The sequence below is a fragment of the Robertmurraya korlensis NBRC 107688 genome (genome assembly GCF_001591645.1).
Taxonomy (GTDB): domain Bacteria; phylum Bacillota; class Bacilli; order Bacillales; family Cytobacillaceae; genus Robertmurraya_A.
This window is the reverse complement of record NZ_BCVH01000009.1, coordinates 72515-97814: the sequence shown is the minus strand read 5'-3', so window position 1 is coordinate 97814 and position 25300 is coordinate 72515. Positions and strand designations below refer to the sequence as shown.

At 36.7% G+C, this 25300-nt stretch carries 30 protein-coding genes; 18 read left to right on the top strand and 12 right to left on the bottom strand.

Annotated elements, in window-relative coordinates; genetic code table 11:
• Window positions 1–26 precede the first annotated feature (26 nt).
• From BKO01S_RS13565 to BKO01S_RS13555, 3 genes are all read right to left on the bottom strand, one after another.
• On the bottom strand, window positions 27–749 hold the full coding sequence (locus BKO01S_RS13565; protein ID WP_066054746.1) for a YwiC-like family protein: 723 nt from the start codon (window positions 747–749) through the stop codon (window positions 27–29).
• A 96-nt stretch (window positions 750–845) separates the two neighbouring features.
• Window positions 846–1373 (bottom strand): molybdopterin-guanine dinucleotide biosynthesis protein B, encoded by a 528-nt coding sequence (gene mobB, locus BKO01S_RS13560; RefSeq protein ID WP_232311240.1) that lies wholly within the window; start codon window positions 1371–1373, stop codon window positions 846–848.
• Entirely contained in the window at window positions 1361–2626 is a 1266-nt protein-coding gene (locus BKO01S_RS13555; protein ID WP_066054740.1) for a molybdopterin molybdotransferase MoeA, read from the bottom strand. Before BKO01S_RS13555 ends, mobB begins: the two co-directional genes overlap by 13 nt.
• 234 nt (window positions 2627–2860) lie before the next feature.
• On the opposite strand from BKO01S_RS13555, the gene ric reads away from it, so the two are divergent.
• Window positions 2861–3556 (top strand): iron-sulfur cluster repair di-iron protein, encoded by a 696-nt coding sequence (gene ric, locus BKO01S_RS13550; RefSeq protein ID WP_066054733.1) that lies wholly within the window; start codon window positions 2861–2863, stop codon window positions 3554–3556.
• A 209-nt stretch (window positions 3557–3765) separates the two neighbouring features.
• On the opposite strand, the gene moaA is transcribed toward ric, so the two are convergent.
• Window positions 3766–4776, bottom strand: coding sequence for a GTP 3',8-cyclase MoaA (gene moaA / locus BKO01S_RS13545; RefSeq protein WP_066054726.1), 1011 nt, complete (start codon window positions 4774–4776; stop codon window positions 3766–3768).
• Between the two features lie 197 nt (window positions 4777–4973).
• Between moaA and BKO01S_RS13540 the strand changes: the two genes are divergently transcribed.
• Window positions 4974–5672, top strand: coding sequence for a Crp/Fnr family transcriptional regulator (locus BKO01S_RS13540; protein WP_066054722.1), 699 nt, complete (start codon window positions 4974–4976; stop codon window positions 5670–5672).
• Window positions 5673–5704: 32 nt separating this feature from the next.
• On the opposite strand, the gene BKO01S_RS13535 is transcribed toward BKO01S_RS13540, so the two are convergent.
• From BKO01S_RS13535 to BKO01S_RS13525, 3 genes are all read right to left on the bottom strand, one after another.
• Window positions 5705–6817: a TIGR04053 family radical SAM/SPASM domain-containing protein gene (locus BKO01S_RS13535; protein WP_066054719.1), complete on the bottom strand. Its 1113-nt coding sequence runs from the start codon at window positions 6815–6817 to the stop codon at window positions 5705–5707.
• A 142-nt stretch (window positions 6818–6959) separates the two neighbouring features.
• On the bottom strand, window positions 6960–7268 hold the full coding sequence (locus BKO01S_RS13530; RefSeq protein WP_066054715.1) for a metal-sulfur cluster assembly factor: 309 nt from the start codon (window positions 7266–7268) through the stop codon (window positions 6960–6962).
• A gap of 72 nt (window positions 7269–7340) precedes the next feature.
• Entirely contained in the window at window positions 7341–8147 is an 807-nt protein-coding gene (locus tag BKO01S_RS13525) for an alpha/beta fold hydrolase (protein WP_066054710.1), read from the bottom strand.
• A 175-nt stretch (window positions 8148–8322) separates the two neighbouring features.
• Here BKO01S_RS13525 and BKO01S_RS13520 point away from each other — a divergent pair, with 175 nt between their 5' ends.
• From BKO01S_RS13520 to BKO01S_RS13515, 3 genes are all read left to right on the top strand, one after another.
• Window positions 8323–9141 carry a Cof-type HAD-IIB family hydrolase gene (locus tag BKO01S_RS13520; protein WP_066054707.1) on the top strand — a complete coding sequence of 273 codons (819 nt, stop codon included), beginning with the start codon at window positions 8323–8325 and terminating at the stop codon, window positions 9139–9141.
• Window positions 9142–9258: 117 nt separating this feature from the next.
• Window positions 9259–9411, top strand: a complete 153-nt coding sequence (locus tag BKO01S_RS24660; RefSeq protein WP_198158817.1) for a hypothetical protein — start codon at window positions 9259–9261, stop codon at window positions 9409–9411.
• On the top strand, window positions 9411–9590 hold the full coding sequence (locus BKO01S_RS13515; protein WP_066054704.1) for a DUF3813 domain-containing protein: 180 nt from the start codon (window positions 9411–9413) through the stop codon (window positions 9588–9590). Before BKO01S_RS24660 ends, BKO01S_RS13515 begins: the two co-directional genes overlap by 1 nt.
• A 262-nt stretch (window positions 9591–9852) precedes the next feature.
• Here the strand turns inward: BKO01S_RS13515 and BKO01S_RS13510 are convergent, their stop codons facing one another.
• Together BKO01S_RS13510 and BKO01S_RS13505 are read right to left on the bottom strand one after the other, a co-directional pair.
• The gene (locus BKO01S_RS13510; RefSeq protein WP_066054698.1) at window positions 9853–10227 is read right to left on the bottom strand and encodes a hypothetical protein; all 375 of its coding nucleotides are present in this window, start codon (window positions 10225–10227) and stop codon (window positions 9853–9855) included.
• Between the two features lie 18 nt (window positions 10228–10245).
• Window positions 10246–11076, bottom strand: a complete 831-nt coding sequence (locus tag BKO01S_RS13505; protein ID WP_066054695.1) for a YitT family protein — start codon at window positions 11074–11076, stop codon at window positions 10246–10248.
• Window positions 11077–11203: 127 nt separating this feature from the next.
• Between BKO01S_RS13505 and BKO01S_RS13500 the strand changes: the two genes are divergently transcribed.
• Entirely contained in the window at window positions 11204–12064 is an 861-nt protein-coding gene (locus tag BKO01S_RS13500) for a DegV family protein (RefSeq protein ID WP_066054693.1), read from the top strand.
• A gap of 85 nt (window positions 12065–12149) precedes the next feature.
• Window positions 12150–12281, top strand: a complete 132-nt coding sequence (locus BKO01S_RS23965; protein WP_084362074.1) for a DUF3941 domain-containing protein — start codon at window positions 12150–12152, stop codon at window positions 12279–12281.
• A 16-nt stretch (window positions 12282–12297) separates the two neighbouring features.
• Here the strand turns inward: BKO01S_RS23965 and BKO01S_RS13495 are convergent, their stop codons facing one another.
• Window positions 12298–13182: a CvfB family protein gene (locus BKO01S_RS13495; RefSeq protein WP_066054690.1), complete on the bottom strand. Its 885-nt coding sequence runs from the start codon at window positions 13180–13182 to the stop codon at window positions 12298–12300.
• 163 nt (window positions 13183–13345) lie between these two features.
• Here BKO01S_RS13495 and BKO01S_RS13490 point away from each other — a divergent pair, with 163 nt between their 5' ends.
• The 5 genes from BKO01S_RS13490 (at window position 13346) to BKO01S_RS13470 (ending at window position 17708) form a co-directional block, all read left to right on the top strand.
• Window positions 13346–13837, top strand: coding sequence for a YajQ family cyclic di-GMP-binding protein (locus BKO01S_RS13490; protein ID WP_066054687.1), 492 nt, complete (start codon window positions 13346–13348; stop codon window positions 13835–13837).
• Between the two features lie 112 nt (window positions 13838–13949).
• Window positions 13950–14660: a FadR/GntR family transcriptional regulator gene (locus BKO01S_RS13485; protein WP_066054682.1), complete on the top strand. Its 711-nt coding sequence runs from the start codon at window positions 13950–13952 to the stop codon at window positions 14658–14660.
• A 156-nt stretch (window positions 14661–14816) separates the two neighbouring features.
• Complete coding sequence (locus BKO01S_RS13480; RefSeq protein ID WP_066054679.1) at window positions 14817–15533, top strand: (Fe-S)-binding protein; 717 nt, start codon at window positions 14817–14819, stop codon at window positions 15531–15533.
• Between the two features lie 28 nt (window positions 15534–15561).
• Window positions 15562–16992, top strand: a complete 1431-nt coding sequence (locus BKO01S_RS13475) for a LutB/LldF family L-lactate oxidation iron-sulfur protein (protein ID WP_066054676.1) — start codon at window positions 15562–15564, stop codon at window positions 16990–16992.
• Entirely contained in the window at window positions 16989–17708 is a 720-nt protein-coding gene (locus BKO01S_RS13470; RefSeq protein ID WP_066054673.1) for a LutC/YkgG family protein, read from the top strand. Before BKO01S_RS13475 ends, BKO01S_RS13470 begins: the two co-directional genes overlap by 4 nt.
• 152 nt (window positions 17709–17860) lie before the next feature.
• On the opposite strand, the gene BKO01S_RS13465 is transcribed toward BKO01S_RS13470, so the two are convergent.
• Entirely contained in the window at window positions 17861–18271 is a 411-nt protein-coding gene (locus BKO01S_RS13465; protein WP_066054670.1) for an Lrp/AsnC family transcriptional regulator, read from the bottom strand.
• A gap of 131 nt (window positions 18272–18402) precedes the next feature.
• On the opposite strand from BKO01S_RS13465, the gene BKO01S_RS13460 reads away from it, so the two are divergent.
• Together BKO01S_RS13460 and BKO01S_RS13455 are read left to right on the top strand one after the other, a co-directional pair.
• Window positions 18403–19173 (top strand): MBL fold metallo-hydrolase, encoded by a 771-nt coding sequence (locus tag BKO01S_RS13460; protein WP_066054667.1) that lies wholly within the window; start codon window positions 18403–18405, stop codon window positions 19171–19173.
• Window positions 19174–19657: 484 nt separating this feature from the next.
• Complete coding sequence (locus BKO01S_RS13455) at window positions 19658–21091, top strand: sensor histidine kinase (protein WP_066054664.1); 1434 nt, start codon at window positions 19658–19660, stop codon at window positions 21089–21091.
• 110 nt (window positions 21092–21201) lie between these two features.
• Here BKO01S_RS13455 and BKO01S_RS13450 read toward each other — a convergent pair whose 3' ends face one another.
• Window positions 21202–22230, bottom strand: a complete 1029-nt coding sequence (locus BKO01S_RS13450) for a phosphotransferase (RefSeq protein ID WP_066054660.1) — start codon at window positions 22228–22230, stop codon at window positions 21202–21204.
• 180 nt (window positions 22231–22410) lie between these two features.
• Here BKO01S_RS13450 and BKO01S_RS13445 point away from each other — a divergent pair, with 180 nt between their 5' ends.
• From BKO01S_RS13445 to BKO01S_RS13430, 4 genes are all read left to right on the top strand, one after another.
• A complete protein-coding gene (locus tag BKO01S_RS13445) occupies window positions 22411–22647 on the top strand; it encodes a hypothetical protein (protein WP_066054657.1) in 237 nt (78 codons plus the stop codon).
• A 102-nt stretch (window positions 22648–22749) separates the two neighbouring features.
• Window positions 22750–23103, top strand: coding sequence for a hypothetical protein (locus BKO01S_RS13440; RefSeq protein ID WP_157077372.1), 354 nt, complete (start codon window positions 22750–22752; stop codon window positions 23101–23103).
• Between the two features lie 235 nt (window positions 23104–23338).
• Window positions 23339–24475, top strand: coding sequence for a YibE/F family protein (locus BKO01S_RS13435; RefSeq protein ID WP_066054652.1), 1137 nt, complete (start codon window positions 23339–23341; stop codon window positions 24473–24475).
• Complete coding sequence (locus BKO01S_RS13430; protein WP_066054648.1) at window positions 24472–25236, top strand: YibE/F family protein; 765 nt, start codon at window positions 24472–24474, stop codon at window positions 25234–25236. The genes BKO01S_RS13435 and BKO01S_RS13430 overlap by 4 nt, the downstream gene beginning before the upstream one ends.
• The last annotated feature ends 64 nt before the right edge of the window (window positions 25237–25300 follow it).

The following is a 25300-nucleotide window of genomic DNA, read 5'->3' as shown; positions in this document are numbered from 1 at the left end:
GGAAGGAAAATACCGAGTGCTTTTATTTATGAGAATAGTAATGCCACTGTCATCATTCCAAAAAACAGAACAGCATTTCCAATTTCTAAGACTCCTACTTTTTTAACTGAATAAGGTTTTCCATAGAAATAATAGGCTCTTAGCAAGCTAGGCAAGATTGCTAAGGCAATCATCCACTGCCCTGCTATTAACCAGAAAGTAAACACTAACAAATGATATCCCCAAGAAATCCATTTGTATATCTCACTCTTCTTCTCACGAATCATTGTTTTTACATAGAATGTACTTCCTGTAAAAAATAGAATAGAAGTGAAAAAGGCAAGCCAGGCTTTGTCACTAACAAATCCTTCCCCTAAAAAGCTACTTGCTAGTCCAGCAATTCCAAATACAACAATAGCACTAAGGTCATTCGAAAGTGCACGATCTCTATTTTTACTAGAAAAATAAGCATTTATGCAAAAAAACGGGATCATGATCAGACCAAAAAAAATAATAAAAGGATTTGTCTCCAAAGGGAATAGCAGAAATAATAAAGCAGGAAGCATGTAGATCATTGTCCATTTTCTATAAAAAGAGATTTTCTTTTTTTTGAATAATAACAACATAGGATATGTCGCCAAATATAGCAATAACCAGCCTATAAAGAAGGGAATATGCTGCCAAAGGAAGTTAGAGGCAATTATACCTAACCAAAAAGGAATAATTAACATCGCCCAAGCACCATGTTGCTTTGGTAAAAATAAGTTCATTGTATCCACTCCTAGTGTTGTAACTATCTATACTATAAAAGAATTTGAAAGGATAGTAAGTGAATTGAATCACAGCACAAAAAACTGCAAAGCACTTTACTCTTTGCAGTTTCTGTCATTTCTCTTTTTATTTATATATTGTACAAGCCAGTTTAAAGTAGAGTCTTCATCCCAAATGGGAACATTCGTATTCACATCTAATGGTTCACGACATACAAACGCACAAATATTCTCTAAACTATTGAGAGCTTCAAAATCTGCTTCATTTCTCAAAAGAACAATTTTCTGATAGGTCGCTTCTTTATGCCCTTCTATTACAATAATATCTGGGCTCATACTACTTAACATATCAATCTTTTCTTGTAAGTGCCATTCATCCTTTTCTACTTGAAGAAGTAGTCTCCCTTCTCCCTCAACTAGTGCTGCAAACGCACCAGAGTGTATATGCTCCGAAGAGTCCTTTTTTTCAACTATGTCAGGTTTCCCACCATGCCCATGATGCTTAATAGTAGCTACCCTTACGTTAAGCTTCGATAATACCTGTAGTAGTTTCTTTACAAATGTTGTTTTCCCGCTGTTTTGAAAACCCACTACTTGTACAAGTAATGGCTTTACCATGGCCATTCGCTACCTTCATAATCCTCTAATAATAAGACATCAACAATCGTATTCGCTTCATAGCCTCTTGTTCCACCAGGAAGGATGATAAACGAATTAGCCCCTGCTAGGCTCATCACGATATTTGATTTGTCCACTCCACTAGGTGCAGCAACTAACTTTCCATCAGCGATTGTTACACTACTCCTCACAAAGCGTGTAAAAGGGTTTGCCTTTGGAAAATCCACTTCAAGAATGGCCTTTTCCCTTCTTAAATGTGGCTTCGGAGAAAACAGCATGGTGCGTATAATTGGTCTAGCAAATAACTCGAAGCCTACATAACAAGCAGAAGGGTTGCCAGATAAACCAAATAAAATTTTCCCATCTAAATGCGCGACAGTCGTCACACTTCCTGGTCTCATAGCCACTTTATTAAAAAGTACTTCTGCCCCTAGCTTCTTATAAATTTGTGGTAAATAATCAAAATCTCCAACTGAAACACCACCAGTCGTGACCAATAGGTCAACCTCATCTATGGCGTGTCTAATCGACTCATAGCATAAATCAAAATCATCAGGCAGCTTTCCGAAATATTTAACTGCGGCTCCTGAACGCTCGATTTGAGCAATGATCATATGAGTATTAGAATTTCGAATTTTCCCTGGCTGTAATTCATCGCCTACTTCTAGAAGCTCTGTACCTGTGGCAAATAGACCAATCACCGGCTTTTTAGCTACGGCTACATCCTTATAACCAAATGTTGCAAGCATCGCTTGAATACCGGGATTGATTTTTGTACCTTTTTTTATAAGAACTTCTCCTTTTTTTGCATCCTCTCCAGCGAAAGATACATTATCTCCAGGCTTAAAAGCTCTCTTAATTGACATATATGCCTTCCCGTTTTTTTCGCTAGTTTTTGCAAGTTCTAACATGACAACTGCGTCACAATTGGTTGGCATTTGTGCACCTGTCATGATTCGAACGGCCTCAAATTCACCAATCTCCTTATTGGAAACATATCCAGCACCAATATGGTCAACCACTTCAAATTCAACAGGGTTGGTGAGCGAAGCATTTACTGAGTCAACCGAACGTATAGCAAAACCATCATAGGGAGAACGATTAAAATGAGGAACGTCTGACGTGGATATTAAATCCTCTGATAGGTATCGGCCATAGCTTTCATTTATGGAAACTAGCTCTTTTTTGCCATGTATAGAATATGTCATCACTTTTTTTACTGCTTCACTAATTTTTATTGGTGTTCTTTTTTCAACCAACTATATCAACTCCTATATAAAAAGGATCCTCTGTTTACCTGTGTTTATTATAAACTTCCATAAAACGATCCAACAGGACAAACATCACTTACTAATTTATTTTAACGTACTTCCATTAATGATTTGAAGAAAATATGAAACATTCATTAAAGTGTGATTCACATCACCTTAAAAGAATACGAAATGATTTATTCTTAATTTGTAAATAAAAAGTATTTTTGGAGGGCTAATTAAATGACATATCCATTTCAAACTGACTCATTAGTAAAAGATATAGTAAATGAATTCCCAAAGGCTGCAGACGTATTTAAAAGAAACCGAATTGATTTTTGCTGTGGCGGGAATATTCCTTTAGACCAAGCCGCTTCCGAAAAATCGGTAGATGCTAGTGCAATCATCCAAGAGCTTCAACAGCTTTTTGATACGTATGAAGGATCGAAAGAAGATGTAGCCGTATGGACAGATTCAGCATCTGACGTAATTATTAACCATGTAATTGAACATTACCACCGTCCATTAGAAGAAGAACTAGCTAATTTAAGTCCTTACGTTACAAAGGTGGCAAAGGTTCATGGTGGCCATCGTCCAGAATTATTAAAGGTGTACGAATTATTTTATGAACTAAAAAAGGAATTGCTTGAACATACAGCAAAAGAAGAAGAACTTGTATTTCCAATGCTTCAAAAGCTCGACTCTACCACTGGCGAAACCCGTACCGAAATGATTAAAGAAATAACTGAGCTAGAAAAAGAGCATGATCATGCTGGTGCCATTTTGAAGGAATTAAGAGATATTACATCAGACTTCCAACCACCAATGGATGCATGTGGTACGTACCGTTTAGTATACAAAAGACTTGAACTATTAGAAGAACATACATTTATGCATGTCCATCTAGAAAATAATATCTTGTTCCCAAGATATATCTAATAGGATAGGAAAAATAAACTACTTCTGTCAAAGAAGCAATGTCGACAAAAGGCAGTGGGAAGCTCTTCTCACTGCCTTTTGTCATTTTTTTGTTTGAGAATGGTGGGAAAAAGGCTGATTTTTATCTATATTTTAAAATAAAAAAGACCATAGGCATACTCGAAATCCCTCGAGTTTGTCTACAGTCTGAGACTACTTCGTAGTTTTTGTTACCCACCTATATAAGACATTTCGATTTTCTTTCTATTTGCTCTTGTTTCTTCCGTTCGCTCATCGGAATAACGATCATTTCTTCCATTCCAAATGTCTGTTATTCTTTGTTCAATCTCCAAATCAGAGACACCACTTCTCATAAAGTCACGAATATCGTGTCCGTTTCCATTAAACAAACAAGTAAAGATTTGACCATTAGCAGAAAGCCTAGAACGAGTGCAGCTAGAGCAAAACGACTCAGAAACGGAAGTAATAAATCCGACATCTACGTTTGAGCCCTCGTACCGATATCTTTTTGCCACTTCTCCAAAATAATCCGGATCAACAGGCTCTAGCAAATAATGCTCATTCAATCGTTCATAGATTTCTTTTTTGGTCACAACATCATCCATCTTCCACCCATTTGTACTCCCTACATCCATATACTCAATAAAACGTAGTTGAAGTCCATTATCTTTACAAAACTGGGCCATAGGAACAATCTCTTGATCATTTAAACCTTTTTTAACAACCATATTCAGTTTGACACCTAATCCTGCTTTTTGAGCGGCTAAGACCCCTTCAATCACAGGTCCTGTTTTAACCCCACGACCGTTAATTTCACCAAAAAGCTCGTCATTTAAGCTATCAAGACTGACATTTACCCTCTTAAGACCAGCAGATTTTAACTCCTCGGCATACTTTGGTAGAAGAACACCGTTCGTTGTTAACCCTATATCTTTTAAACCCTCTATTTTAGAGAGCTTTTCTACTAATAACGGGAGCTGTTTTCGAAGCAGAGGCTCCCCACCTGTTAGGCGTATTTTTTCCACTCCAAGTCCAACAAAAATGTGAGCCAAACGCTCAATTTCCTCATAACTTAGCAATTCATTTCTTGGTAAAAAGGCAAAATCAGGACCAAACACCTCCGCAGGCATGCAATACTGGCACCGAAAATTGCATCGATCAATAACTGATATTCTTAAATCACGTAACGGACGGTTTAATTGATCAGTAATTTTTTTCATTATATTCAACTCCATAGCAAGAGTATCTTGCATGCATTGTAGTTTATTTTATTACAATGGGTACCCCTTTTACAACATAACTATTTTATTAAACGTGAACATATTGTTACATCACACGTGAAGTTATTGACAACAATTCTTATTACCCTCATTCTAGATGATAGAATCATTTATGTCTAAAAAAGGGTGAACGAAAGATGGCAGCAGCTATGAAAGAAACTCATTCAATAGAGATTAAAGAACTTCTTCATTTGGCTGATCGCCGCTTTATTGGAGAAAAAAATACATTTATCTTTCAAGAAGGTATGGAAGCAGAGGAAATGTACGTCATCCTGTCAGGGAAAGTACAGATTAGTAAAATTACATCGGATGGCAGAGAGCTTTCTTTACGGATTTGTGGTAAAAACGACATATGCGGAGAGCTAACACTTTTTACTCATTCCCCTAAATATCTGCTTAGCGCCAGAGTACTTGAAGATGCAGAAATTGCTGCAATCAATAAAGATGTGCTCGAGAAAGAAATATTTCAAAACAGTTCTCTTGCTCTAGAGTTCTTAAAATGGATGAGCGATCACTTCAGAAAAACACAAACGAAGTTCCGTGACCTCGTGTTAAACGGAAAGAAAGGCGCCTTATACTCTACTCTTATCCGCATGACTAACAGTTATGGTGTAGAGGTTCAAAACGGTATTCTTATTGATCTTCCACTAACGAATCAGGAGCTTGCAAACTTTTGTGGAACTTCCCGTGAAAGCACAAATCGCATCTTAAATGAACTAAAAGCAGAGCAAATTATTTCCATAAAAAAGAGCAAAATCACCGTTCACAACCTTCAATATTTGAAAGATGAAATTGGTTGTGAAAATTGTCCAAAGGTATATTGCAGTATTGATTAATCATAGAGTGCAGCGGCTACTGCACTCTTATATTATTTTGTTCTTAAAGCCTTTGGCACATAAACACAAAACGGTTCACTTTCTAAGTAATCCCCTGTCATTGCATATGCTCTTGAGCGTGAGCCACCACATACATATCTAAACTCACATACTCCACATTTCCCTTTATATTTATCAGGATTCCTTAAGTCTTTAAAAATAGGTGACTCCCTGTAAATCTCTGCTAGCGGTTGCTCCCGTACATTCCCTGCTTTTATTGGTAAAAGTCCACTTGGATACACATCTCCGATATGAGAAATAAAGACAAAGCCGTTTCCGTCATTTACTCCCTTTGGAGCTCTTCCTAATCCATCAATACTTCCTGTTAAGCCCTGACTAGTTAAGGCATCTAAGTAGGAGATATTCTCTTTTTTCTTCTCTTCTTTCATTTTTTGCTGAATAAAGACACGTCGATAATGCTGGGCCGCTGTTGTTTTTATATCAAAAGGCACACGTTTGCTCAGCTCTTGAAGCCAAATGAATACTTTTTCATGCTCCACTGGGGATATCATATCTTTTTCTTGTCCTCTTCCAGTTGGTACTAAAAAAAAGACACTCCACAATACACATTCTAGCCTTTCAACTAATTCAGCCATCTCGTCAAGATATTCGTAATTGTAGCGAGAGATTACCGTGTTGATTTGAATCGGTATTTCAAGCTCATGGAGGTACTGAATTCTTTCAATCGTTAAGTCAAATGAGCCTGCTGTACCGCGAAAATGATCATGTATTTCAGCAGTCGGACCGTCTAAGCTAAAAGCCCAACGAGAAAGACCCACCTCTTTTGCTCTTTCAATTGATTTTTTCGTTACATTGGGTGTAGCACTCGGTGTCATTGAAACGCGAACACCTTTTTTTACTGCATATTCAGCAATATCAAACACATCATTCCTCAAGAGTGGATCCCCGCCTGTAAAAACGAGCATTGGATTATTCATCTCATGTATTTGATCTATTAATTGTTTACCTTCTTCAAAGGTTAGTTCCCTTGGATCTGTTTTGTACTGAGCTTCTGCACGACAGTGAAGACATTTTAGCTGACAAGCTCTTGTTAATTCCCAAATAACAATAAACGGATCTTTGTTAAAGTCTCGAACGACATTCATGATAAGAGCCTCCTGACAAAGCACTATTACATCTATTGTATGGGTATCCTGACTTTTTTTAAGTGAAATAGCTCACACTCTTATATATTTTTAGGGTAAATGAATAGAAAAAAGCTAACCGATTAAGCGGTTAGCTAATGTCCTATCGAATTCCAAGTGCAATTTTCGCGTATCTTGACATTCTCTCTTTTGACCATGGTGGGTTCCAGACGATATTTACTTCTGTCTTTTTCACTTCTGGAATATCACTTAGAGCTTCCTTCACGTTTTCCACAATAGTACCTGCTAACGGACAACCCATAGAGGTTAACGTCATTGTAACAGTTGCTGTACCTTCCTCATCCATCTCAATATCATAAACAAGGCCAAGGTTCACAATATCGACTCCAAGCTCTGGGTCAACAACCAATTCCAATGCCCCCATAATACTATCTTTTAAATCTTGATCCATTATAATCACTCCTTAAAATTGAACTCTATTTACATGATAACAAAATGGTTTACATAAGTTATAATATAATGATTATTTTTCGGCTGAAGTGACGTATATCATACTCGGTATAAGCAAATGCTTTTCAAACCATTCAACGGTTTTAAACACTCCATCTCTTGTCACCTTATGATCTGCTTTTTCATCACTTATAAACTCTAGAAGCTGAGGGGTTTGATGATAATATTGTTTAATGCTATCGTAGTATTCATACGCATACGAAAATGGAACAACATTGTCTCTTTTCCCGTGCCAAAATAATAGGGGTCTTCCCACTAATTTTTCGGGTTGTAGACTCAGATCCCTTTCTCGAAGACGATCAAGTAGGTCTTCTAACACTGACTTCTCAAACGGGAGTTCTTTTCCCTGTTTCTGTAGCTCAGCAATTTGTGCCTTAGCAAGCTTTTCGTAATAAGGCATACCCATCAGACTAACAGCAGTATATATCCACGGATACTTTGTTAATGCACCTAGAGTAACAATGCCACCCATTGATGTGCCAACAACACCAATTTTTTCCGAGTCGATCAACTGGCTATCTTCAAAATGTTCTTTAATATCATTTAGCTCCAATATCGTTTGTAAAACAATTTCCCAAAAATGAAATTGCAATTGAGATTTCGTTTCTTCGGTCTGTCTCTCTCCGTGATAAAGACAATCCGGAAGTACTACACGAAATCCTTTTTGAGCAAGTAAATAGGCATAATGTAAATTATGTTCTTTTGCACTAGTAAACCCATGAATAAAGATAATGAGAGGGAGCTTCTCATGAAAAATATTTGTCTGAGCCAAATGTAATAATGGAATCTCCCCTATTTGTTTATTTTCAACAGAAATCAAAAAGTAAACCTCCAATAATAAGTTGAATATTTTTACAGAAGGGAAGCAGTATTGGTAACATAAGAATATGTACAATATTCTTTTATTAAGAATTTCTATATTTTAGTGTATCATGTGGACAAGTATTTTCCCAAAGGTTTACACTTAACCTACTACGAGGAATCGAGGGATAGACATGAAAGAAAAACATTTAATTGCTTTAGACCTTGATGGTACTTTGTTAAAAGACGATAAGACCATTTCAGAAAAAACGAAAAAAGTCCTAAACTCTGCGAGAGAGCAAGGGCATGAGATTATGATTGCAACAGGAAGACCATATCGCTCGAGTGAAATGTATTACCATGAATTAAACCTTACCACTCCAATTGTAAATTTTAACGGTGCATTTATTCATCATCCCCGTTCTAATCAATGGGGAACGTACCATACGCCTTTAGATATAGAAGTGGCAAAGGATATTGTAGAGGCACTGGACTCTTTTTCCTTTCACAATATTATTGCTGAGGTTATTGATGATGTGTATTTTCATTACCACGATGAAAAACTTCTGGATATATTCGGTTTAGGAAAACCGAATATAACAACAGGGGATTTACGAAGATTCTTAAAGGAATCACCAACTAGTATGCTCATACACGCCGAAGAAGAGCAGGTACAGGACATTCGAAAGCATTTATCAGATGTTCATGCAGAGGTTATTGATCACCGTCGTTGGGCTGATCCATGGCACGTAATAGAAATTGTGAAATCAGGTTTAAGCAAAGCAGTGGGACTGAAAAAAGTATCCGAGTTCCTACATATTCCAAAGGAAAGAATCATTGCGTTCGGCGACGAGGACAATGACTTTGAGATGATTGAGTACGCTGGTCGTGGAGTTGCTATGGGAAATGGCATTGATCAACTTAAAACCATTGCTAATGAGGTAACACTGACAAATGAAGAAGATGGAATTGCGATCTACCTCAATGATTGTTTAAACTTAAAGGCATTGTAACAATATATACAAACCCTCCCATTTTTTCCTCTAGTAAGCGAGCGTGTATGTGAGCATACTAACACTTGAGGTAGCAAGCCTGCTACTTCAAATAGCTCGGATATGGAGGGATTTGCAATGGGTAAACGCAATAAATCAAAACGCTTTGTACAACAAGGTGTTGATGCAGTATCCAAGCATGATGAACGTATCCCATATCATACAACGTATGCAGAAGCAGAAGCACAAAAAATGGAAAATGTAAAAGAATCATCACTTGGTGGAATATAATGGGGAACAGACTATTTATCGAAGCCAGACGAGCAGTTGACCTTGCTAAAAACGCAACGGGCAGCGGCCAGTATGAAGCGATTGCAAGAGCCAAAAATGCTTTATCTTCTGCATATGCAAACTCCACTGTGGCTGAACAAGCACAGCTGCGAGAAATGCAAAACGAGCTAGATATATAAAAAAGAGAAGGCTGACGCATTTGTCAGCCTTCTTTTTTGAATCATCCTGCATTTCCTACTCTAATGACTTGGTAGCGTTTATTTGTTACTCATTGATGTCATAAACTTCTTTTTATGACGTGTATCCTTCACTTTTTCTGTGGCCACGCGCCATAAACTTCCTCTTATGACGTGTACCCTTCCCTTCTTCCAAGTACTTACGTCATAAACTCCTTTTTATGACACGAACTCACCTCTTGAAACACATTCTCGCGTCATAAACTTATTCAAACACTTCCAACACGACTGGGTGGGCTTGGGTTATTACACCCTTATCCGTTTTCGAGTAAAGATTCATAATCAAGGTACTGTTTTTGGGAAGTTTCTTTTTTGGAATAGAAATGGTAATCACAAAAGGATATGCCTCACCAAAAGCTTTTCCCGTTTGTATTTTTGTTTCCTCAATATACTGTGTATGCCCATCTTCAACGGAATAATAAAAATAGTCTTTCCCTATGTGAGCATCCCCTCGTACTTTATAATTCCCGCCTTCCCCGTCCACAACAATGTTCTTAAAATCAGATTCCTCTTTTGCATAGCCCATTGTTGTTGGAATGAGCATGAAAAAGATAGTGATAATAAAGAGTACTTTTTTCATTATGTTCCCTCCTATTAGTTATTCCTTTCTGAAAAAGCCAAAAATCCCTGCAGTTTGAACGATATTGGTAAATGCATTGGGATCAACTGACTTAATAATTCGTTCGAGATCAAACAATTCGTAACGAGTAATGACCGTTATTAGCATTTCTTTATTTTCATTGGTAAATGCACCCTTTGCCGGTACAGTAGTAATTCCTCGAACAAGCTTAGAATGAATTGCCTGTTTCATTTCCTCCGACTTTTTTGTGATTATCATTGCTGTAAGCTTTTCATGACGAGTGTGGATCGTGTCAATTACCCTTGTAGAAACGTATAAAGTGACTAATGTATATAGAGCCTTTTCCCACCCATATAAAAAACCCGCGGTAACAATGATTGCACCATTTAAAATAAAGAAATAGGTTCCGACTGGTTTATCCTTCATTCTAGATAAAACCATCGCTACAATATCCATCCCCCCTGTAGAAGCTCCCCACTTTAAGGTGATTCCTGTTCCAACTGCCGCAATCACTCCTCCAAATACCGCATTCAGTAAGATGTCCTCTGAAACATTAATGATTGGGACGATTTCTAAGAAAAAAGACATGAGGAATACACTGATAAAACTATACACCGTAAAAGAACGACCAACTTTTTTCCAGGCTAATATGGTAACAGGAAGGTTTAGGATAAATAACCAAACTCCTGTAGACATAAAATTCCCTAGTACACCCGATAATAGCTGTGCCACTCCTACAAAACCACTAGAGTAAACATTAGCCGGAATTAAGAAAAAATTCATTGCCACTGCATTTAATATAGCTCCGATGGTCACGATTATTATTTTTTTCGTATGCAGATAAATCAATGACTTTTCCCTCCTCGAAAACTCTATTTTTCCTATTATGAGCAAACTCTCCTCCATTTAATTGTAATTCACCTATAATTTCTTTAAACTAAAGATAAGATTACAAAGTTATTGGAGTGTGATAGGCATGTCGATCAAATTAATGGCTGACTCTGCTAGCGATTTGCCGCTTAACTTTTTTGCTGAAAATAACGTAACGATGCTCCCTCTAAAGGTACATGTAAAGGACCAGGAGTTCGAAGATTTGTTGACGATTAATCCTGAAACTGTTTATGAGAGCATTCGAAACGGAGATTTACCAAAAACATCTCAGGTCTCTCCTGCTGTTTTTGAAAAATATTTTACGGAACTAGCCCAAAATAACGAATCTGGTTTATACATAGCTTTTTCATCAGAATTATCTGGAACGTATTCAACAGCGGTGATGATACGTGACCAAGTCAAAGAACAATATCCTGATCTTGATTTAACCATTATTGATTCAAAATGTGCTTCTCTTGGATGTGGATTGGTTGTTAGAAAGGTTGCGAAACTCCTGAAGGATGGTGCAACAAAGGAGCAAGTCACCAGGGCCGCTGAGTTTAATTGTAAGCATATGGAGCATCTCTTTTCAGTTGATGATTTAGATCATTTAGCGAAAGGTGGCAGGGTTTCTAAAGCGTCTGCTTTCGTTGGAGGTCTACTAAATATTAAACCTCTTCTAAATGTAGAAGATGGTAAGCTTGTCCCTATTGAGAAAATTCGAGGTAAGAAAAAGTTAATGCGTCGAATCATTGAAGTCATGAAAGAGCGAGGAGACTCTTTACAAGAACAAGTTATCGGAATTAGTCATGCAGATGATAAAGAAACCGCTGAAGAAATGAAAAATATGATCATCGAAGAGTTCAAACCACAAGAGGTTTATATATCTGATATTGGAGCCGCAATTGGATCACATACAGGTCCAGGTACAATTGCCATATTCTTTCTAAATAAGCTTCAGTCGTAACTTGCATACTTCCCTTTATCCGACAGAAACTAGTAGAAGCCTTGTACTTTAAGGTAGTTTGTTTTATCGAGGAAAGGGGATTATTATGCCACATACTTCTGATAATGATAAAAAAGCACAAGATAAAAACGCCATGAGACATGAAAAAAACATGTTAGCTGAAAAGAACCGAAAAGCAGGAAAGCATTCGTATTCCAAGAAAACGGATCATCTATAAGAAAAAAATGACGTGGTTACTCCACGTCATTTTTTTCTTCTTTTTTATATGTCCAGAATTCTTCTTGATACACTAACCCATTCTTCATCAATTTACCTAATGCACGCTTAAATGCAGCTTTACTAAGTCCAAATCGTTCCTGAATGTCTTCTGGCATACTTTTATCACTATAAGGCATTGCACCGTTTCTAAGGAGAAGATACTCATAAATTTTATTTGAATCTTCATCAAGAGCTTCTTGCTTACGAGGAACTAAAGAGATATTTACAGTTCCATCCTCTTTCACATCGATGATTCGCCCTTCTACTTTTTCACCTAGTCTAGGCTCGACTTTCCTTTGCGACTCATGAACAAAGCCTTTAAATCCTTCTACGGTATATACCCAAGTTCCTACCTTAGCTGTTCTGTAGACATGACCTTGAATATTTTTATTAAAATCCTTTGACGTAGCCTTAATACTTATATCTGTAATGATGGGGTCTGTTGCGGCTTTTACATATATTCGGTTATTTTTATTTACCCGAAGAGTGATATATAAAAGATCATCAATAGCTGGCCAAACAGATGTGTGGACAGGAAGATCCTCTTCTCCTAATAACACATCCTTTTTTATACCTATATCAATAAACACACCAATTCCCGGCTTTACTTCAACTACCTTTGCCCATCCGTACTTCCCTACTTGAACTTCTGGTATGTATGTGGTTGCTGTGATACGATCGCGAGAGTCGATATAAAGAAATACCTCAACCTCTTGATCCTCAGTTAATTCCTCTTTTTCAACCATTTCATTTTCATGTAAAAGAACATCTTCTTCTCCATCCGTTAAAAAGTATCCAAATGCAGCCTGTCTCGCTACCGTAAGTGTGGTAACCTGTCCAATGTACTCAGTTAGTGACATACACTACCTCCTAAAATTTATCTTTATCTATACATTAACCTTATCTATCGTTTATAAAACGTTGAGAAAGTTGTTTGAACTGCTATATTTTACTATAATGAACCCATAAAGGGAAACTGAATAAAAGCTACATAAAAATATTTTGATTATATTGGAGGATCATATGTCTAAAGAAAGTTCATTTGATATTGTATCGAAGGTTGATTTTTCAGAGGTAACAAATGCGATTACACAGACAATGAAGGAAATATCTACTCGCTATGACTTTAAGGGAAGTAAAAGTGAAGTATCACTAGACAAGGAAGAATTGGTACTTATTTCTGATGACGAGTATAAGCTAGATCAGCTTAAAGATGTATTACTAAGTAAATTAATTAAGCGTGGAGTTCCAATTGGAAATCTCGATTACGGGAAGCTTGAAGGAGCTTCTGGAGGTACAGTTAGACAACGTGCCAAGCTTGTTCAAGGAATTGATAAAGAAAATGCCAAAAAAATAAATACAATTATTAAAAATAGTGGCGTAAAGGTAAAAAGCCAAGTCCAGGACGACCAAGTTCGCGTAACTGGAAAGAATCGCGACGATCTCCAAAAAATTATTGCTCTTATGAAAGATGCAGACTTAACTGTAGAAGTACAATTTACAAACTATCGATAATATAGAAAAATCTGCCTAACTCTTGGGCAGATTTTTTTTCATATGTTATAGCCTACTTAAACTAAAAAAAGTTGTATACTACATATAAGAATTTGTTTTGGAGGCTCTTCAATTGAATTACAAAAAGATTAAACCCAAAAAAATATATGAAGAAGTTGCTGATACCATACACGATATGATTAAGGAAGGACAATTTAAGCCTGGGGATAAGCTCGATTCAGTCCAGCAACTAGCGGAAAACTTTCAGGTTGGACGCTCGACCATTAGAGAAGCATTAACCGCTTTACGAGCGATGGGGTTAATAGAAATTAAGCAAGGCGAAGGAACATACGTTAAGGAGTTTGAATCTGAGCAAGTAAGTCTTCCCCTTTCTACTGCTATATTAATGAATTTACAGGATACTCAAAATTTACTCGAGGTCCGAAAAATTCTAGAAGCGGGAACATGTTTCACAGCGTCACAAAAAAGAACAGAGCAAGATCTACAAACCATTGAAACCGCCCTTAAGGAAATGCAACTTGCTAGCGGGAATGAAGAGCTTAATGAAAAAGCGGACCTTGCCTTCCATATGTCAATTGCCGAAGCTACTCAAAATCCTTTACTTGTAAATTTAATGAACCATGTATCCGGATTAATCGGTGAAACGATTAGGGAGACTCGCCGTCTCTGGCTCTTTTCTGAGCAAATCTCCGTTGACCGACTTTATGAAGAACATTACAAAATTTATTTAGCTATTAAAGATAAAGACGGAGAAAAGGCACGAGCACTTATGCTAGATCATCTTGAAAAGGTAGAAAGTGTCCTTTATAAATATTTAAAATAAAATGCACTTTATTAAGAGATGAAGTGCATTTTTAGAAAATTTCTTGTAATCCCTTTCAAGAAATACTATAAATATAGTATTATTGTTATTAATTAATCTTTTTTTGAACAGGTCATCAGATGACCTGACTTTAAATAGGATAGGAGAAAAAAATTCATGAAAGTTACCCTTTTTGCCACATGCCTTGTAGATATGTTCCAGAGCAATGTAGGAAAAGCAACTGTTGAATTGCTAGAGCATTTGGGCTGTGAAATTGATTTCCCAACCGCTCAAGTTTGCTGTGGTCAGCCCTCATATAATAGCGGATATGTAAATGAATCGAAGGAAGCAATGAAAACGATGATTAATACGTTTTCACATGCTGATTACATTGTCTCTCCTTCAGGCTCATGCGTTACGATGTTTCATGAGTATGAGCATATTTTCAAAGACGATCCGATTTGGGGTCCAAAAGCAAAAGACCTTGCTTCTAAATCCTACGAATTAACACAATTTATTGTTGATGTACTAAAAATAGAGGATGTTGGTGCCCGCTTTAAGGGAAAAGTGACTTATCATACTTCCTGCCATATGACTAGATTACTAGGAGTAAAAAAAGCTCCCATGATCCTTCTATCAAATGTAAAAGATTTAGAGTTCACGGAATTACCGGGAAAAGAGCAATGCTGTGGATTCGGAGGGACATTTTCTGTAAAAATGGCACAAATCTCCGAACAAATGGTGGACGAAAAGGTAGCTCACGTGGAAGAAACCGGAGCGGATTATTTAATCGGTGCAGATGCTGGTTGTTTAATGAACATCGGCGGGCGTATTGAACGAAACTTAAAACCAATTAAGGTATTACATATTGCCGAAGTATTAAATAGCCGCTAATGAGCTGGGAACTTGGGGAGGGATAACAATGTCAATGAAAATTAGCACATCTGATTTTAAAGAGCGCGTAGATAAAGGAATTCATGACTCCTTCATGCGAGGAGCTGTAGTTGGCGCACAAGAACGAATGGGTACGCGAAGACTAGACGCAACGAACGAACTAGGAAACTGGGAAGAATGGCGCAAGCATGGTGAGGAGATTAGAAAGCATGTACTGGAGCATCTTGATTACTACTTGAAAGAGCTAAGTGACAATGTTTCCAAGCGAGGCGGACATGTATTTTTCGCTCAGACTGCTGAACAAGCCAATGAATATATTCGTGGCGTGATTAAAGAAAAAAATGCCAAAAAAGTAGTTAAAGCAAAATCGATGGTTACAGAGGAAATCCATCTTAATCAATGTCTGGAAGAAGCAGGTTGTGAAGTGATAGAAACGGATCTCGGTGAGTATATACTGCAAGTTGATGACCATGATCCTCCTTCACATATCGTCGTCCCTGCTCTTCATAAAAATAAAGAGCAAATCCGTGATGTATTTACTGAAAAGTTAAACTATCAAAAAACGGAAAAACCAGAAGAACTTGCCTGGCATGCTAGGGATATGCTTCGTCAGGAGTACTTAACAGCGGATGTAGGAATCACTGGTTGTAATTTTGCCGTTGCAGAAACAGGATCGATTAGTTTAGTCACCAATGAAGGAAACGCAGATCTTGTTACCTCCCTTCCGAAAACACAAATCACCGTAATGGGCATGGAAAGACTAGTTCCAACATTTGAGGAAATGGAAGTTCTTGTTAGTCTCCTAACTAGAAGTGCGGTTGGGCAGAAACTGACTAGCTACATTACTGTCTTAACTGGTCCAAGTGAAGAGCTTGATGTGGATGGCCCGGAAGACTTCCATCTAGTTATCGTAGACAATGGACGTTCAAGTATACTCGGTGGTGAATTTCAATCAATCCTGCAATGCATTCGCTGTGCAGCCTGTATAAATGTTTGTCCTGTTTATCGACATGTTGGTGGTCATTCATACGGGTCTATCTATTCTGGGCCGATTGGTGCTGTATTATCACCTTTATTAGGTGGGTACGATGACTATAAGGAATTACCATACGCATCAACACTTTGTGGTGCTTGCACAGAGGTTTGTCCTGTAAAAATACCTTTACATGAATTGTTGCATAAGCACCGACAAACAATTGTTGAAAAAGAAGGAAAAGCACCGATTTCTGAAAAATTAGCCATGAAGGCATTTGGTTTGGGTGCTGCCTCTCCTTCCCTTTACAATCTTGGTTCTAAGTTCGCACCAACTGCTATGCTGCCTTTCACTTCAGGTGACAAAATATCCAAAGGGGTCGGTCCTTTAAAGGCATGGACAGAAATTCGTGAATTCCCTGCGCCAAACAAAGAAAGATTTAGAGATTGGTTTAAAAATAGGGATAAAGGTGGGGATCAATCATGACAGGTTCAATTCAAAATCGTGATGAGTTTTTAACTCAAATTGCTACCTCGCTTGGTCGGGATAGTTGGATGAAAAACGCACCTGTTCGCAACTGGCAGCATCAGCCCCAACATCTTGTTTTAAAGGATGCAACAGTTGATGAATTGGTAGACGTTCTGAGGTTACAATGTGAAAAAATTCATACGACTCTCGTTGAAACGAATTCCAAGGAATTAGAAAAGACACTTAAAGAAACGGTTGCCAATCATGGTGGCGGACCCATTGTATCTTGGAAGGATGAACGTTTTTCAAAATGGGGTCTCTCTCCTCTGATAAATGAAATTTGGCCAAATGAAGGTATTTCTTTTCATGAGTGGGATTATACAAAAGAAATGGAAAATATCTCTTTTGCTGAGAAAGCAAACGTAGGTATCACAATTAGTGAAATTACTCTTGCAGAATCAGGTACCGTTGTTTTACTAAGTGACAAGGATAAGGGGCGAACAGTTAGCTTTCTCCCTGCTACTCTCATCGTCTTAGTTCCCAAAAGCACACTGGTACCAAGAATGACTCAAGCAGCACAAAAGCTTCGTTCAATCCATGAACAAGGGAATCTGGTTGCTTCTTGTGTAAATTTTATTACTGGCCCAAGTAATTCTGCTGATATTGAGTTAAATTTAGTAGTTGGAGTTCATGGTCCTGTTAAGGCGAGCTATATCCTAATAGATGATTTATAGGATCTCTAAAAACGGCATCTTAGGCTCTTACCGTAAAGACAATCATCTCCGCATAGCATAAAACCCGCTGTAATATTGGCGGGTTTTACTGGTTATTATATATTCTTATTGAACTATCCCACCCATTTGTTTAAGGACATTTATTCACATTACTATTTATCAATAACAATCGATAATTTATAGTTTGCATGCTTGTTTAACCCTTCTAAAAATTCACTCATTCGTTCATTGGAAGGAAATTTACATTCAAGAAGATAACAACCATCTCCACTGATTTTATAGTTATGTATAAGATATTGTTCCTGCGTTTTGAGGAACGATAAATACGGCTGATGGTTAGTGCTCTGTGTAATGATAGTTAGATAAGCATGTATATAAAATCCCAATTTGACTTGGTTAACTTTAATTGTATATCCCTCAATAACTCCTCTATCCTCTAATTTTGCCACTCTCGCTGAAGTAGCTGGTCCAGTCAAATGGACTTTTTCTCCCAATTCTTTCATCGTAATCCGACTATTCTTGGATAGTTCATCCAGGATAAGAATATCCGTGTTATCCAACATTTTATTTAACTCCTTTCATAAATAAAGTAAAACCACCAAAACACTTTATTTAATCTATGTATCCGTCATTAGGTCCTAGTTTAGAATATACATTGTTCGAAAGAGATTACAACAAAAAGGAGCTAATAAATATGAATATACAACAAATTCGTAATGCAACAACAGTTGTTGAATACGCTGGGAAGAAGTTTTTAATTGATCCTATGTTAGCAGAAAAAGGTGCTTATCCTCCTATGCCAAATCCAGCTTCACAAGCACCACAAGGCGACCAAAACTTTCCTTTAGAAAACTTACCAACATCCATTAACAATATTGTCAACGTAGATGCAGTCATCGTGACTCATACTCATCCTGACCATTGGGATAAAGCAGCTAAAGAAATATTACCAAAAGAGATCAAAATATTTGTTCAAAATGAAGAGGATGCAACCAAGATTCGAAATGCTGGTTTCCACAACGTAGAAGTCATACTAAAGGGTACAGCCTTTGAAAGTATTCAATTAATAAAAACTAAAGGCGAGCATGGAAGAGGCGAAATCCTTAAACTTGCTGGTGAAGTGTGCGGTGTTGTATTCAAACACCCAACTGAAAAAACAGTATATATTGCTGGCGATACTGTGTGGTATGAAGGAGTTCAAGAAGAAATCGACACACATAAACCAGATGTCATTGTTGTAAATGCTGGAGATAATCAATTCATTCAAGGTGGTTCGTTAGTCATGGGGAAAGAAGATGTCTTTGAAGTATATAAGGCTGCTCCTAACGCTAAAATTATTGCTGTCCATATGGAGGCTGTTAATCATTGGACATTATCGAGGAAAGAATTAAAAAGTTTTGCTAAAGAAAAAGGAATCTCCCTTAATGTTTTAGTACCAGATGATGGGGAATCATACACATTTTAAGTAATAATGGATAAACATAAACGAGAGATATCCGTTCGCTTGAGGCTATATAGAAATAGTTTGTCGTTTGTACGAAACAATAGACAAGAAAACGATGAAGCACTAAAAAACTTCTGTCATTTCCAAAAATAAATAGATGGTTCTTAGACAAGAGACTCTTTAAGGGTCTCTTGTCATCCTCCCTGCTTATCGGCTGGTTTTGTACTACAATACTCAGATTTCTTGATAAACTAACCTCCCTCAATAAACATAGTGAAAACCTCCTTTTTACAATAAGGAATCCCGTAGCAAAAGGTATTATCCTTAGAATCAATCCCCCTATTTTAGAAACAAATTCTACTTATTAGGTATGTAAGATTTATTTTTGTTTGTGTTATAATTTTAGCTCATGATTATGACGAAATAGAAATACAAATACTAAATAATCATGTAAAATTAAACTTTACATGTATTTTTATGTTAAGAGTAATAGGAGTAACCTTGTATGATTATTGGATTATTGGTTTGCGCTATTGGAATAATCCCTATTGTGTTGGCGCTTAGTGTTAATAAAATTTATAAAGAGGCGAATCTAACACTAGGGATCAACTTGTTTATGGTGATGATATCGGGTTGGCAACAAGGGATAGGTGTACTTTACTTCACGGCTCTGTTTGACGAACAGACAGCTTTTTGGTTATTTAGAATTTTAAGGTTTGCTCCAACCTTCTCCGTACCAGCTATATTTTTCGTTGCCTATTGTACGATAAGAAGTTTTTCGGTTACCTTAAAAAACGACTCTATCTTAAATAGAGTAGTCAACTATATATTTACTATGAAAATGTTGATTGCTTTGATTATATGGACTTCTTTTGTTTATTTCATTAGTTGTTGGACAGACTTTGGAATGAAAGGCTTGGAAAAAAGGAGTATTTCCGATTCGACTATTGAGTTTTATTTTCCTGTATACGGTGAATGGTCTGGGCTTTATATTGTTCATATGGCTAATTTAATTATATTTTTGCTCTTTTTATTTTATATCTCTACAAAGATTCGCAACAAAAACATTAGCACTTTCTTAAAACATTTCTCCCTTTACACATTACTGTTGTTTCTACTCGGGTTGTTTAACTTTAATCCTGAAACAGGAATTATCATGGGGAGTTTAGGAGTAATTATTTTTTCAATAATGGTTATATTTGAATTCATTAAATTGAACGCCATTATTGAAGTTAATTATTACCAACTTAGGGAAAGGCAAAAAAAGTTGGATTTTACGGGTAACTTTGTTGGTAGTCTTATCCATGAGATGAAAAATACATCGACCATTATCAGAGGTTTCTCTAAGCTTATCAAGGAAGATAAAGAGTTGACTGAGATGCAGCAGGGGTCCCTGGATATGATATATAAAGCGACGGAACAATTAGAACAGCTCTCATTCAATTTTAACGAATATATTATTCATTCTAAAATGAGCTTTCAAGCGGAGAACATTGTCTCTATCATTAGAGATTCGATTGAATTGTCTACGGAATTTACCAATCAAAACAATATCGAAATTAAGTTAGTTGACTCCTATCAATCTCTAATGGCCTTTGTGAATAAATCGTATTTGCAGCAAGTGTTTATCAATCTAATTAAAAATAGTTCAGAAGCGATTCCCCCAGATAGAGAAGAACGAAAAATAACGATTCTTACAAGTATTAATGAAGATTATATTCTGATTGACTTTTTCGATACGGGAAAAGGAATCTCGGAATCTGATTGGGACCGTATTTTTGATCCCTTTGTATCGTCAAAAGATAATGGAACAGGAATGGGACTTCCGTTTGTAAAAAAAATCATCTTTGAACACCGTGGAGATATTGTTGTTGTGAATAGTACATCGTTAGGAACCCACTTTAAAATTATCATCCCTCAATTAGGAAGTGACATATAGCTAGAGGTTAATTCACATAATTGTTTAAAATCTTGAATTAAAGAAAAAAGCCGGACTCCTTTGCCTTACTTGGATGTTCGGCATTTCCTATAACTTTGTGAAGGAATTCCTCACATTTTTTTTAGACCCAAAGTATCACAGAATTTGATGACCTTATCATGATGTATTAAAATCCATGAAACTCTTCGTGCAGCCTTACGAATATATTTCTTTACTATGTCAATAGAGTCGACCCCGTCCCAATAGCGGCCAAGAAAATGGACAAACACATCTAAACTTCGTAGCTGGATTAGAAGCGGGAGGGCATTAATTTCTTCTTCTGTCAGCCTAATCTTACTGCCATATCCCGTTAAGAAGGAAGCAATCTTTTTTAAAATAATGGTCTCATCCTCTTTATCGTCTATAAAATCGGAAATACAAACCGCAACTTCCATTACTCGTAAATCATTGGTAACAAATTCAAAATCAAGAATGGCAGAAATCTTTCCATCTCCAGCCGAAAGAATGTTGGAAGCATTTAAATCTCCATGGACGAGCTGATGAGGAAGTCTTTTTAAAAATGGGATTCTGTGTTGAAATGAAACTAGTTGTTTGTAGATAATTAATAATTCTTGAGCTACTTCAACAAAGTCCTTCGGTGGATTTAGGGAAAAATCTTTAATCTGATCAATAGAACATCTGGGGTGTGTACTATCCATATCATAATACGGTCTATATACCGGCAGTTGATTTACACTGACCTCGGCAAGCTCTGCAGTAAGTTGGCCAGCCGCCTTACCAAATGAATATATTTCTTCAAAGTCCTCTAGTGCAGGATTCGCCCCATCGATAAATTGAAACACTCCTGTAAGTGATCCGGATGGAGTTTTGACAATGGTTTTCCCATCTTTTGTTCTCATCGGAACTGGTGTGGATAAGGACATAGGCCGTTCTTTTAATGCGAGTAATACAGCATGTTCAAAGTTTACCTTGTCTTCATCTTGATGAGTTTCATAAAATCTCAGTACGTATTTCTCATTGTTTGCCAGAATAAATACAGTTGTATTGTTTACCCCACTTGGCCCGGGGACAATCTCCCAGTTCTCAAATGGGAAGTATAAAGGGACTATTTCTTGAATATATGATTTATATTTTTTCATTTTACTTCAAAAATCCTTTTTAAAAAGAATCTATCACGTAAGAGAAAAAGAAGATAGTATTTTTGATAAGAAAAATTATCCTGCCCCTTTTGTTCAATATGCAGATAAATAACCATGAAGTATATATTGTTAAAAGTATCAAAAACTAAAAAAACTACATATATGAAGAGGTTGATAAATTTGGAACAAGAAGAAAAATTGAAAACTACTGCAACAGCAATGGTGAGTGATTTCAAGGTACAAACTTTTGGAGGTGCTGAACAAACGACCGATACTGTGGTTGCTATGGACAATGTTGAAAGTATTATAAATGATTGGAGCTCTATGTCTAAAAAGGTAGCAAACCTTACAATCGCCCAATATGGTCCTCCAAACGAAGCAACTCAGAGTAGATTAATCTGGTATAACAATGGATAATGGAAACGTACAATTGTTTATCGTGATGAAATTCCACACGATTTTCCACAACCCCATACCGATGTTATTGAGAACTATATTAACTACTCTGTTCCACCTGAAATGTTTAGCGAACTTGCTAAATTTGATGGAAGTGTCATTGTCGAAAGAACAAGAGGAGAAGTATCATCCCGATGCGATATGGAAGCCGCTAATATCCTTGCCCTTAATTTGATGAACGACATTGTTACAGGAAAGTTAAACGTTGAAGAAGCGCGTGATAAATATTGTGAGGTGACTTCTGCCTTTATGATGAATAGACGAGCTCCTTACGCTGAAAAACTGCAATTTAATGTATCGAAAGAAGAAATGTATGATACGGACATTGTAATGATTGCTGATGAAATGGTGGAACAAGCCATAAAAAAAGTTAACGATATAGTTGATGATAGTATAGCTAATAACAGGATTCATTAACAATACGATAATTATCAAAAAACTGTCTGTAAGGACAGTTTTTTTTTGGAACAAACCTCCCCTGCCTCGTTTGTTTATAAAGCAGATAGACTTCAATTGAATAGCCATTAAACAATATCCCTTAACTTGAATTGTTTTAAGAAATGGTGTTATCGACTTGACTCATTAAAAATATTCCTGTTATTCTTAGTCCATTCTATGAATACATAGCAACTTTCCCCTATTGGAGGATTACATGAAATTGATAAGAAATACCATTAAAGGGTTAACATTTAAGCAAATACTATTGTTTTCTATTACCATTATTTCTTTTCTTGCCTCAATTCTTTTTGTTTATCATAATGATTCCTTTTATGATCGGACAATCGCAAAGGTTGTTGATACACAGCTAAAAGAGAAAATAGAAGTAGTAGATTCTCAGAATAATAAAGACCAGCTTTTTACTCAAAGTATCATTGCGGAAATAAAGAACGGAGAACTAAAAGGAGAACGCATCTACTTAATGAATGAGTATTCGGCTTCTGGAGCTTTTGATCAAGACTATGAAGTCGGAAATGAGGTATTCATTTCAATAGATAAAGACAGGAAAGAGTCCTACTTAACTGGAACCATTTATGATCTCAAACGGGATAAATATATCGTATGGATGACATGGATCTTTATTTTTATCTTAGTAGTAGTAGGAAAAATGCAAGGAGTATTTTCAATTGTCAGTCTAGCGGTTAATGCTGTTTTATTATCCTATGCATTAGATGTTTACTTACATACATCTACGATTAGTTTGCTTTTATCATGCGGCATTGCTGCGGTCTTGTTCACGGTAATTTCTTTGCTACTAGTAAACGGGGTTAATGAAAAAACATACGCTGCGATCATCGCTACCTTACTAGGAACATTTATATCTTTTCTCATCACCTCTCTTGTAATGTGGATTACAAAAGAGGAAGGTCTTCATTATGAAGAAATGCAATTTTTAACGCGTCCTCCACAAATGGTGTTTATGGCAGGTATGTTAGTTGGTTCTCTAGGTGCTGTTATGGACGTGGCGATTACGATGTCTTCTTCTATATTTACTCTTTATGAGCAAAACCCTCAGATCTCCATGAAAGCGCTGAAAACATCAGCAATGGACATCGGGAGAGATATTATGGGAACCATGACGAATATTTTATTTTTCGCTTACGTTAGTGGGTCCATTCCAATGCTCATATTGTATATGAAAAATGGAAACCTCATGGGGTACACCCTATCGATGAATCTTTCATTAGAACTGGCGCGAGCTTTCGCAGGAGGAATTGGCATTGTTTTAGCAATTCCATTTGGCTTGTATACCTCTATTCTCTTCATCAATCGAAAGAGGGCAAAACAATGAACACCTTAGTTTGTCTTGGTGGTATTTTATTTTTGTTAATGGTACTCGTTGGTGGTAAAAAAGGAGCAAGGTCTTTTATTGCCATCTTCCTTAATTTTTGCGTCATCCTGTTTACAATTTTTATGATGACAGACCCACTCGCCAATCCTGTAATCCTAGCGTTAATTGCCTGTACGGTTATTAGTTGTATCACTCTTTTTTATATTAATGAGGTAAATAGGAAAACCGTAACGGCTTTTCTCTCAACTATGATTACTTTTACGATTCTTATTCTGTTTATCGTCGTCATAACTGATCAAGCCAAAATTCAAGGCTTTGGCGAAGAAGAGACAGAAGAATTGACTGCTTTTTCTCTTTACTTAGGAGTAGATTTTGTTAAAATAGCTGCCGCTATGATGATTATGAGTACAATCGGTGCGATCACAGACGTGGCCATTTCCATTTCTTCCCCCATGCAAGAGATGAAAAACCATAACCCAACTATTAATAGAAAAGAGTTATTCACGTTCGGACTAAGTATAGGAAGAGATATACTAGGAACCAATACGAATACATTGTTTTTCGCTTTTTTTGGTGGATATTTAGCGATGCTCATATGGTTTAAAGATTTATCTTATTCTCTTGGCACTATTGTAAATTCAAAGGTTTTTAGTGGAGAAATGATCAATATTTTATGTGCCGGTATTGGTGTAGCCTTAATTATCCCTATAACATCCTGGATTACAGCCTTCTTTTTGGATAAAGAAAAGAAAAAGAAATGAATGTGAAAGAGATACTCCTTCTAGAGGAAGTATCTCTCAGACTTTTTAGACCATTTGATGAAAA

What these genes read in the sequence shown, in the direction of transcription:
- BKO01S_RS23965 (WP_084362074.1), top strand. Translation starts at nt 12,150, where the DNA reads ATGCCACATACTTCTGATAATGATAAAAAAGCACAAGATAAAAACGCC.
- BKO01S_RS13530 (WP_066054715.1), bottom strand. Translation starts at nt 7,268, where the DNA reads ATGGATCAAGATTTAAAAGATAGTATTATGGGGGCATTGGAATTGGTT.
- BKO01S_RS13435 (WP_066054652.1), top strand. Translation starts at nt 23,339, where the DNA reads ATGAAATTGATAAGAAATACCATTAAAGGGTTAACATTTAAGCAAATA.
- BKO01S_RS13520 (WP_066054707.1), top strand. Translation starts at nt 8,323, where the DNA reads ATGAAAGAAAAACATTTAATTGCTTTAGACCTTGATGGTACTTTGTTA.
- BKO01S_RS13470 (WP_066054673.1), top strand. Translation starts at nt 16,989, where the DNA reads ATGACAGGTTCAATTCAAAATCGTGATGAGTTTTTAACTCAAATTGCT.
- BKO01S_RS13450 (WP_066054660.1), bottom strand. Translation starts at nt 22,230, where the DNA reads ATGAAAAAATATAAATCATATATTCAAGAAATAGTCCCTTTATACTTC.
- BKO01S_RS24660 (WP_198158817.1), top strand. Translation starts at nt 9,259, where the DNA reads ATGGGTAAACGCAATAAATCAAAACGCTTTGTACAACAAGGTGTTGAT.
- BKO01S_RS13440 (WP_157077372.1), top strand. Translation starts at nt 22,750, where the DNA reads ATGTTTAGCGAACTTGCTAAATTTGATGGAAGTGTCATTGTCGAAAGA.
- moaA (WP_066054726.1), bottom strand. Translation starts at nt 4,776, where the DNA reads ATGAAAAAAATTACTGATCAATTAAACCGTCCGTTACGTGATTTAAGA.
- BKO01S_RS13455 (WP_066054664.1), top strand. Translation starts at nt 19,658, where the DNA reads ATGATTATTGGATTATTGGTTTGCGCTATTGGAATAATCCCTATTGTG.
- BKO01S_RS13500 (WP_066054693.1), top strand. Translation starts at nt 11,204, where the DNA reads ATGTCGATCAAATTAATGGCTGACTCTGCTAGCGATTTGCCGCTTAAC.
- BKO01S_RS13430 (WP_066054648.1), top strand. Translation starts at nt 24,472, where the DNA reads ATGAACACCTTAGTTTGTCTTGGTGGTATTTTATTTTTGTTAATGGTA.
- BKO01S_RS13515 (WP_066054704.1), top strand. Translation starts at nt 9,411, where the DNA reads ATGGGGAACAGACTATTTATCGAAGCCAGACGAGCAGTTGACCTTGCT.
- BKO01S_RS13540 (WP_066054722.1), top strand. Translation starts at nt 4,974, where the DNA reads ATGGCAGCAGCTATGAAAGAAACTCATTCAATAGAGATTAAAGAACTT.
- BKO01S_RS13460 (WP_066054667.1), top strand. Translation starts at nt 18,403, where the DNA reads ATGAATATACAACAAATTCGTAATGCAACAACAGTTGTTGAATACGCT.
- BKO01S_RS13475 (WP_066054676.1), top strand. Translation starts at nt 15,562, where the DNA reads ATGTCAATGAAAATTAGCACATCTGATTTTAAAGAGCGCGTAGATAAA.
- BKO01S_RS13490 (WP_066054687.1), top strand. Translation starts at nt 13,346, where the DNA reads ATGTCTAAAGAAAGTTCATTTGATATTGTATCGAAGGTTGATTTTTCA.
- BKO01S_RS13480 (WP_066054679.1), top strand. Translation starts at nt 14,817, where the DNA reads ATGAAAGTTACCCTTTTTGCCACATGCCTTGTAGATATGTTCCAGAGC.
- ric (WP_066054733.1), top strand. Translation starts at nt 2,861, where the DNA reads ATGACATATCCATTTCAAACTGACTCATTAGTAAAAGATATAGTAAAT.
- mobB (WP_232311240.1), bottom strand. Translation starts at nt 1,373, where the DNA reads ATGGCCATGGTAAAGCCATTACTTGTACAAGTAGTGGGTTTTCAAAAC.
- BKO01S_RS13510 (WP_066054698.1), bottom strand. Translation starts at nt 10,227, where the DNA reads ATGAAAAAAGTACTCTTTATTATCACTATCTTTTTCATGCTCATTCCA.
- BKO01S_RS13465 (WP_066054670.1), bottom strand. Translation starts at nt 18,271, where the DNA reads ATGTTGGATAACACGGATATTCTTATCCTGGATGAACTATCCAAGAAT.
- BKO01S_RS13535 (WP_066054719.1), bottom strand. Translation starts at nt 6,817, where the DNA reads ATGAATGTCGTTCGAGACTTTAACAAAGATCCGTTTATTGTTATTTGG.
- BKO01S_RS13495 (WP_066054690.1), bottom strand. Translation starts at nt 13,182, where the DNA reads ATGTCACTAACTGAGTACATTGGACAGGTTACCACACTTACGGTAGCG.
- BKO01S_RS13565 (WP_066054746.1), bottom strand. Translation starts at nt 749, where the DNA reads ATGAACTTATTTTTACCAAAGCAACATGGTGCTTGGGCGATGTTAATT.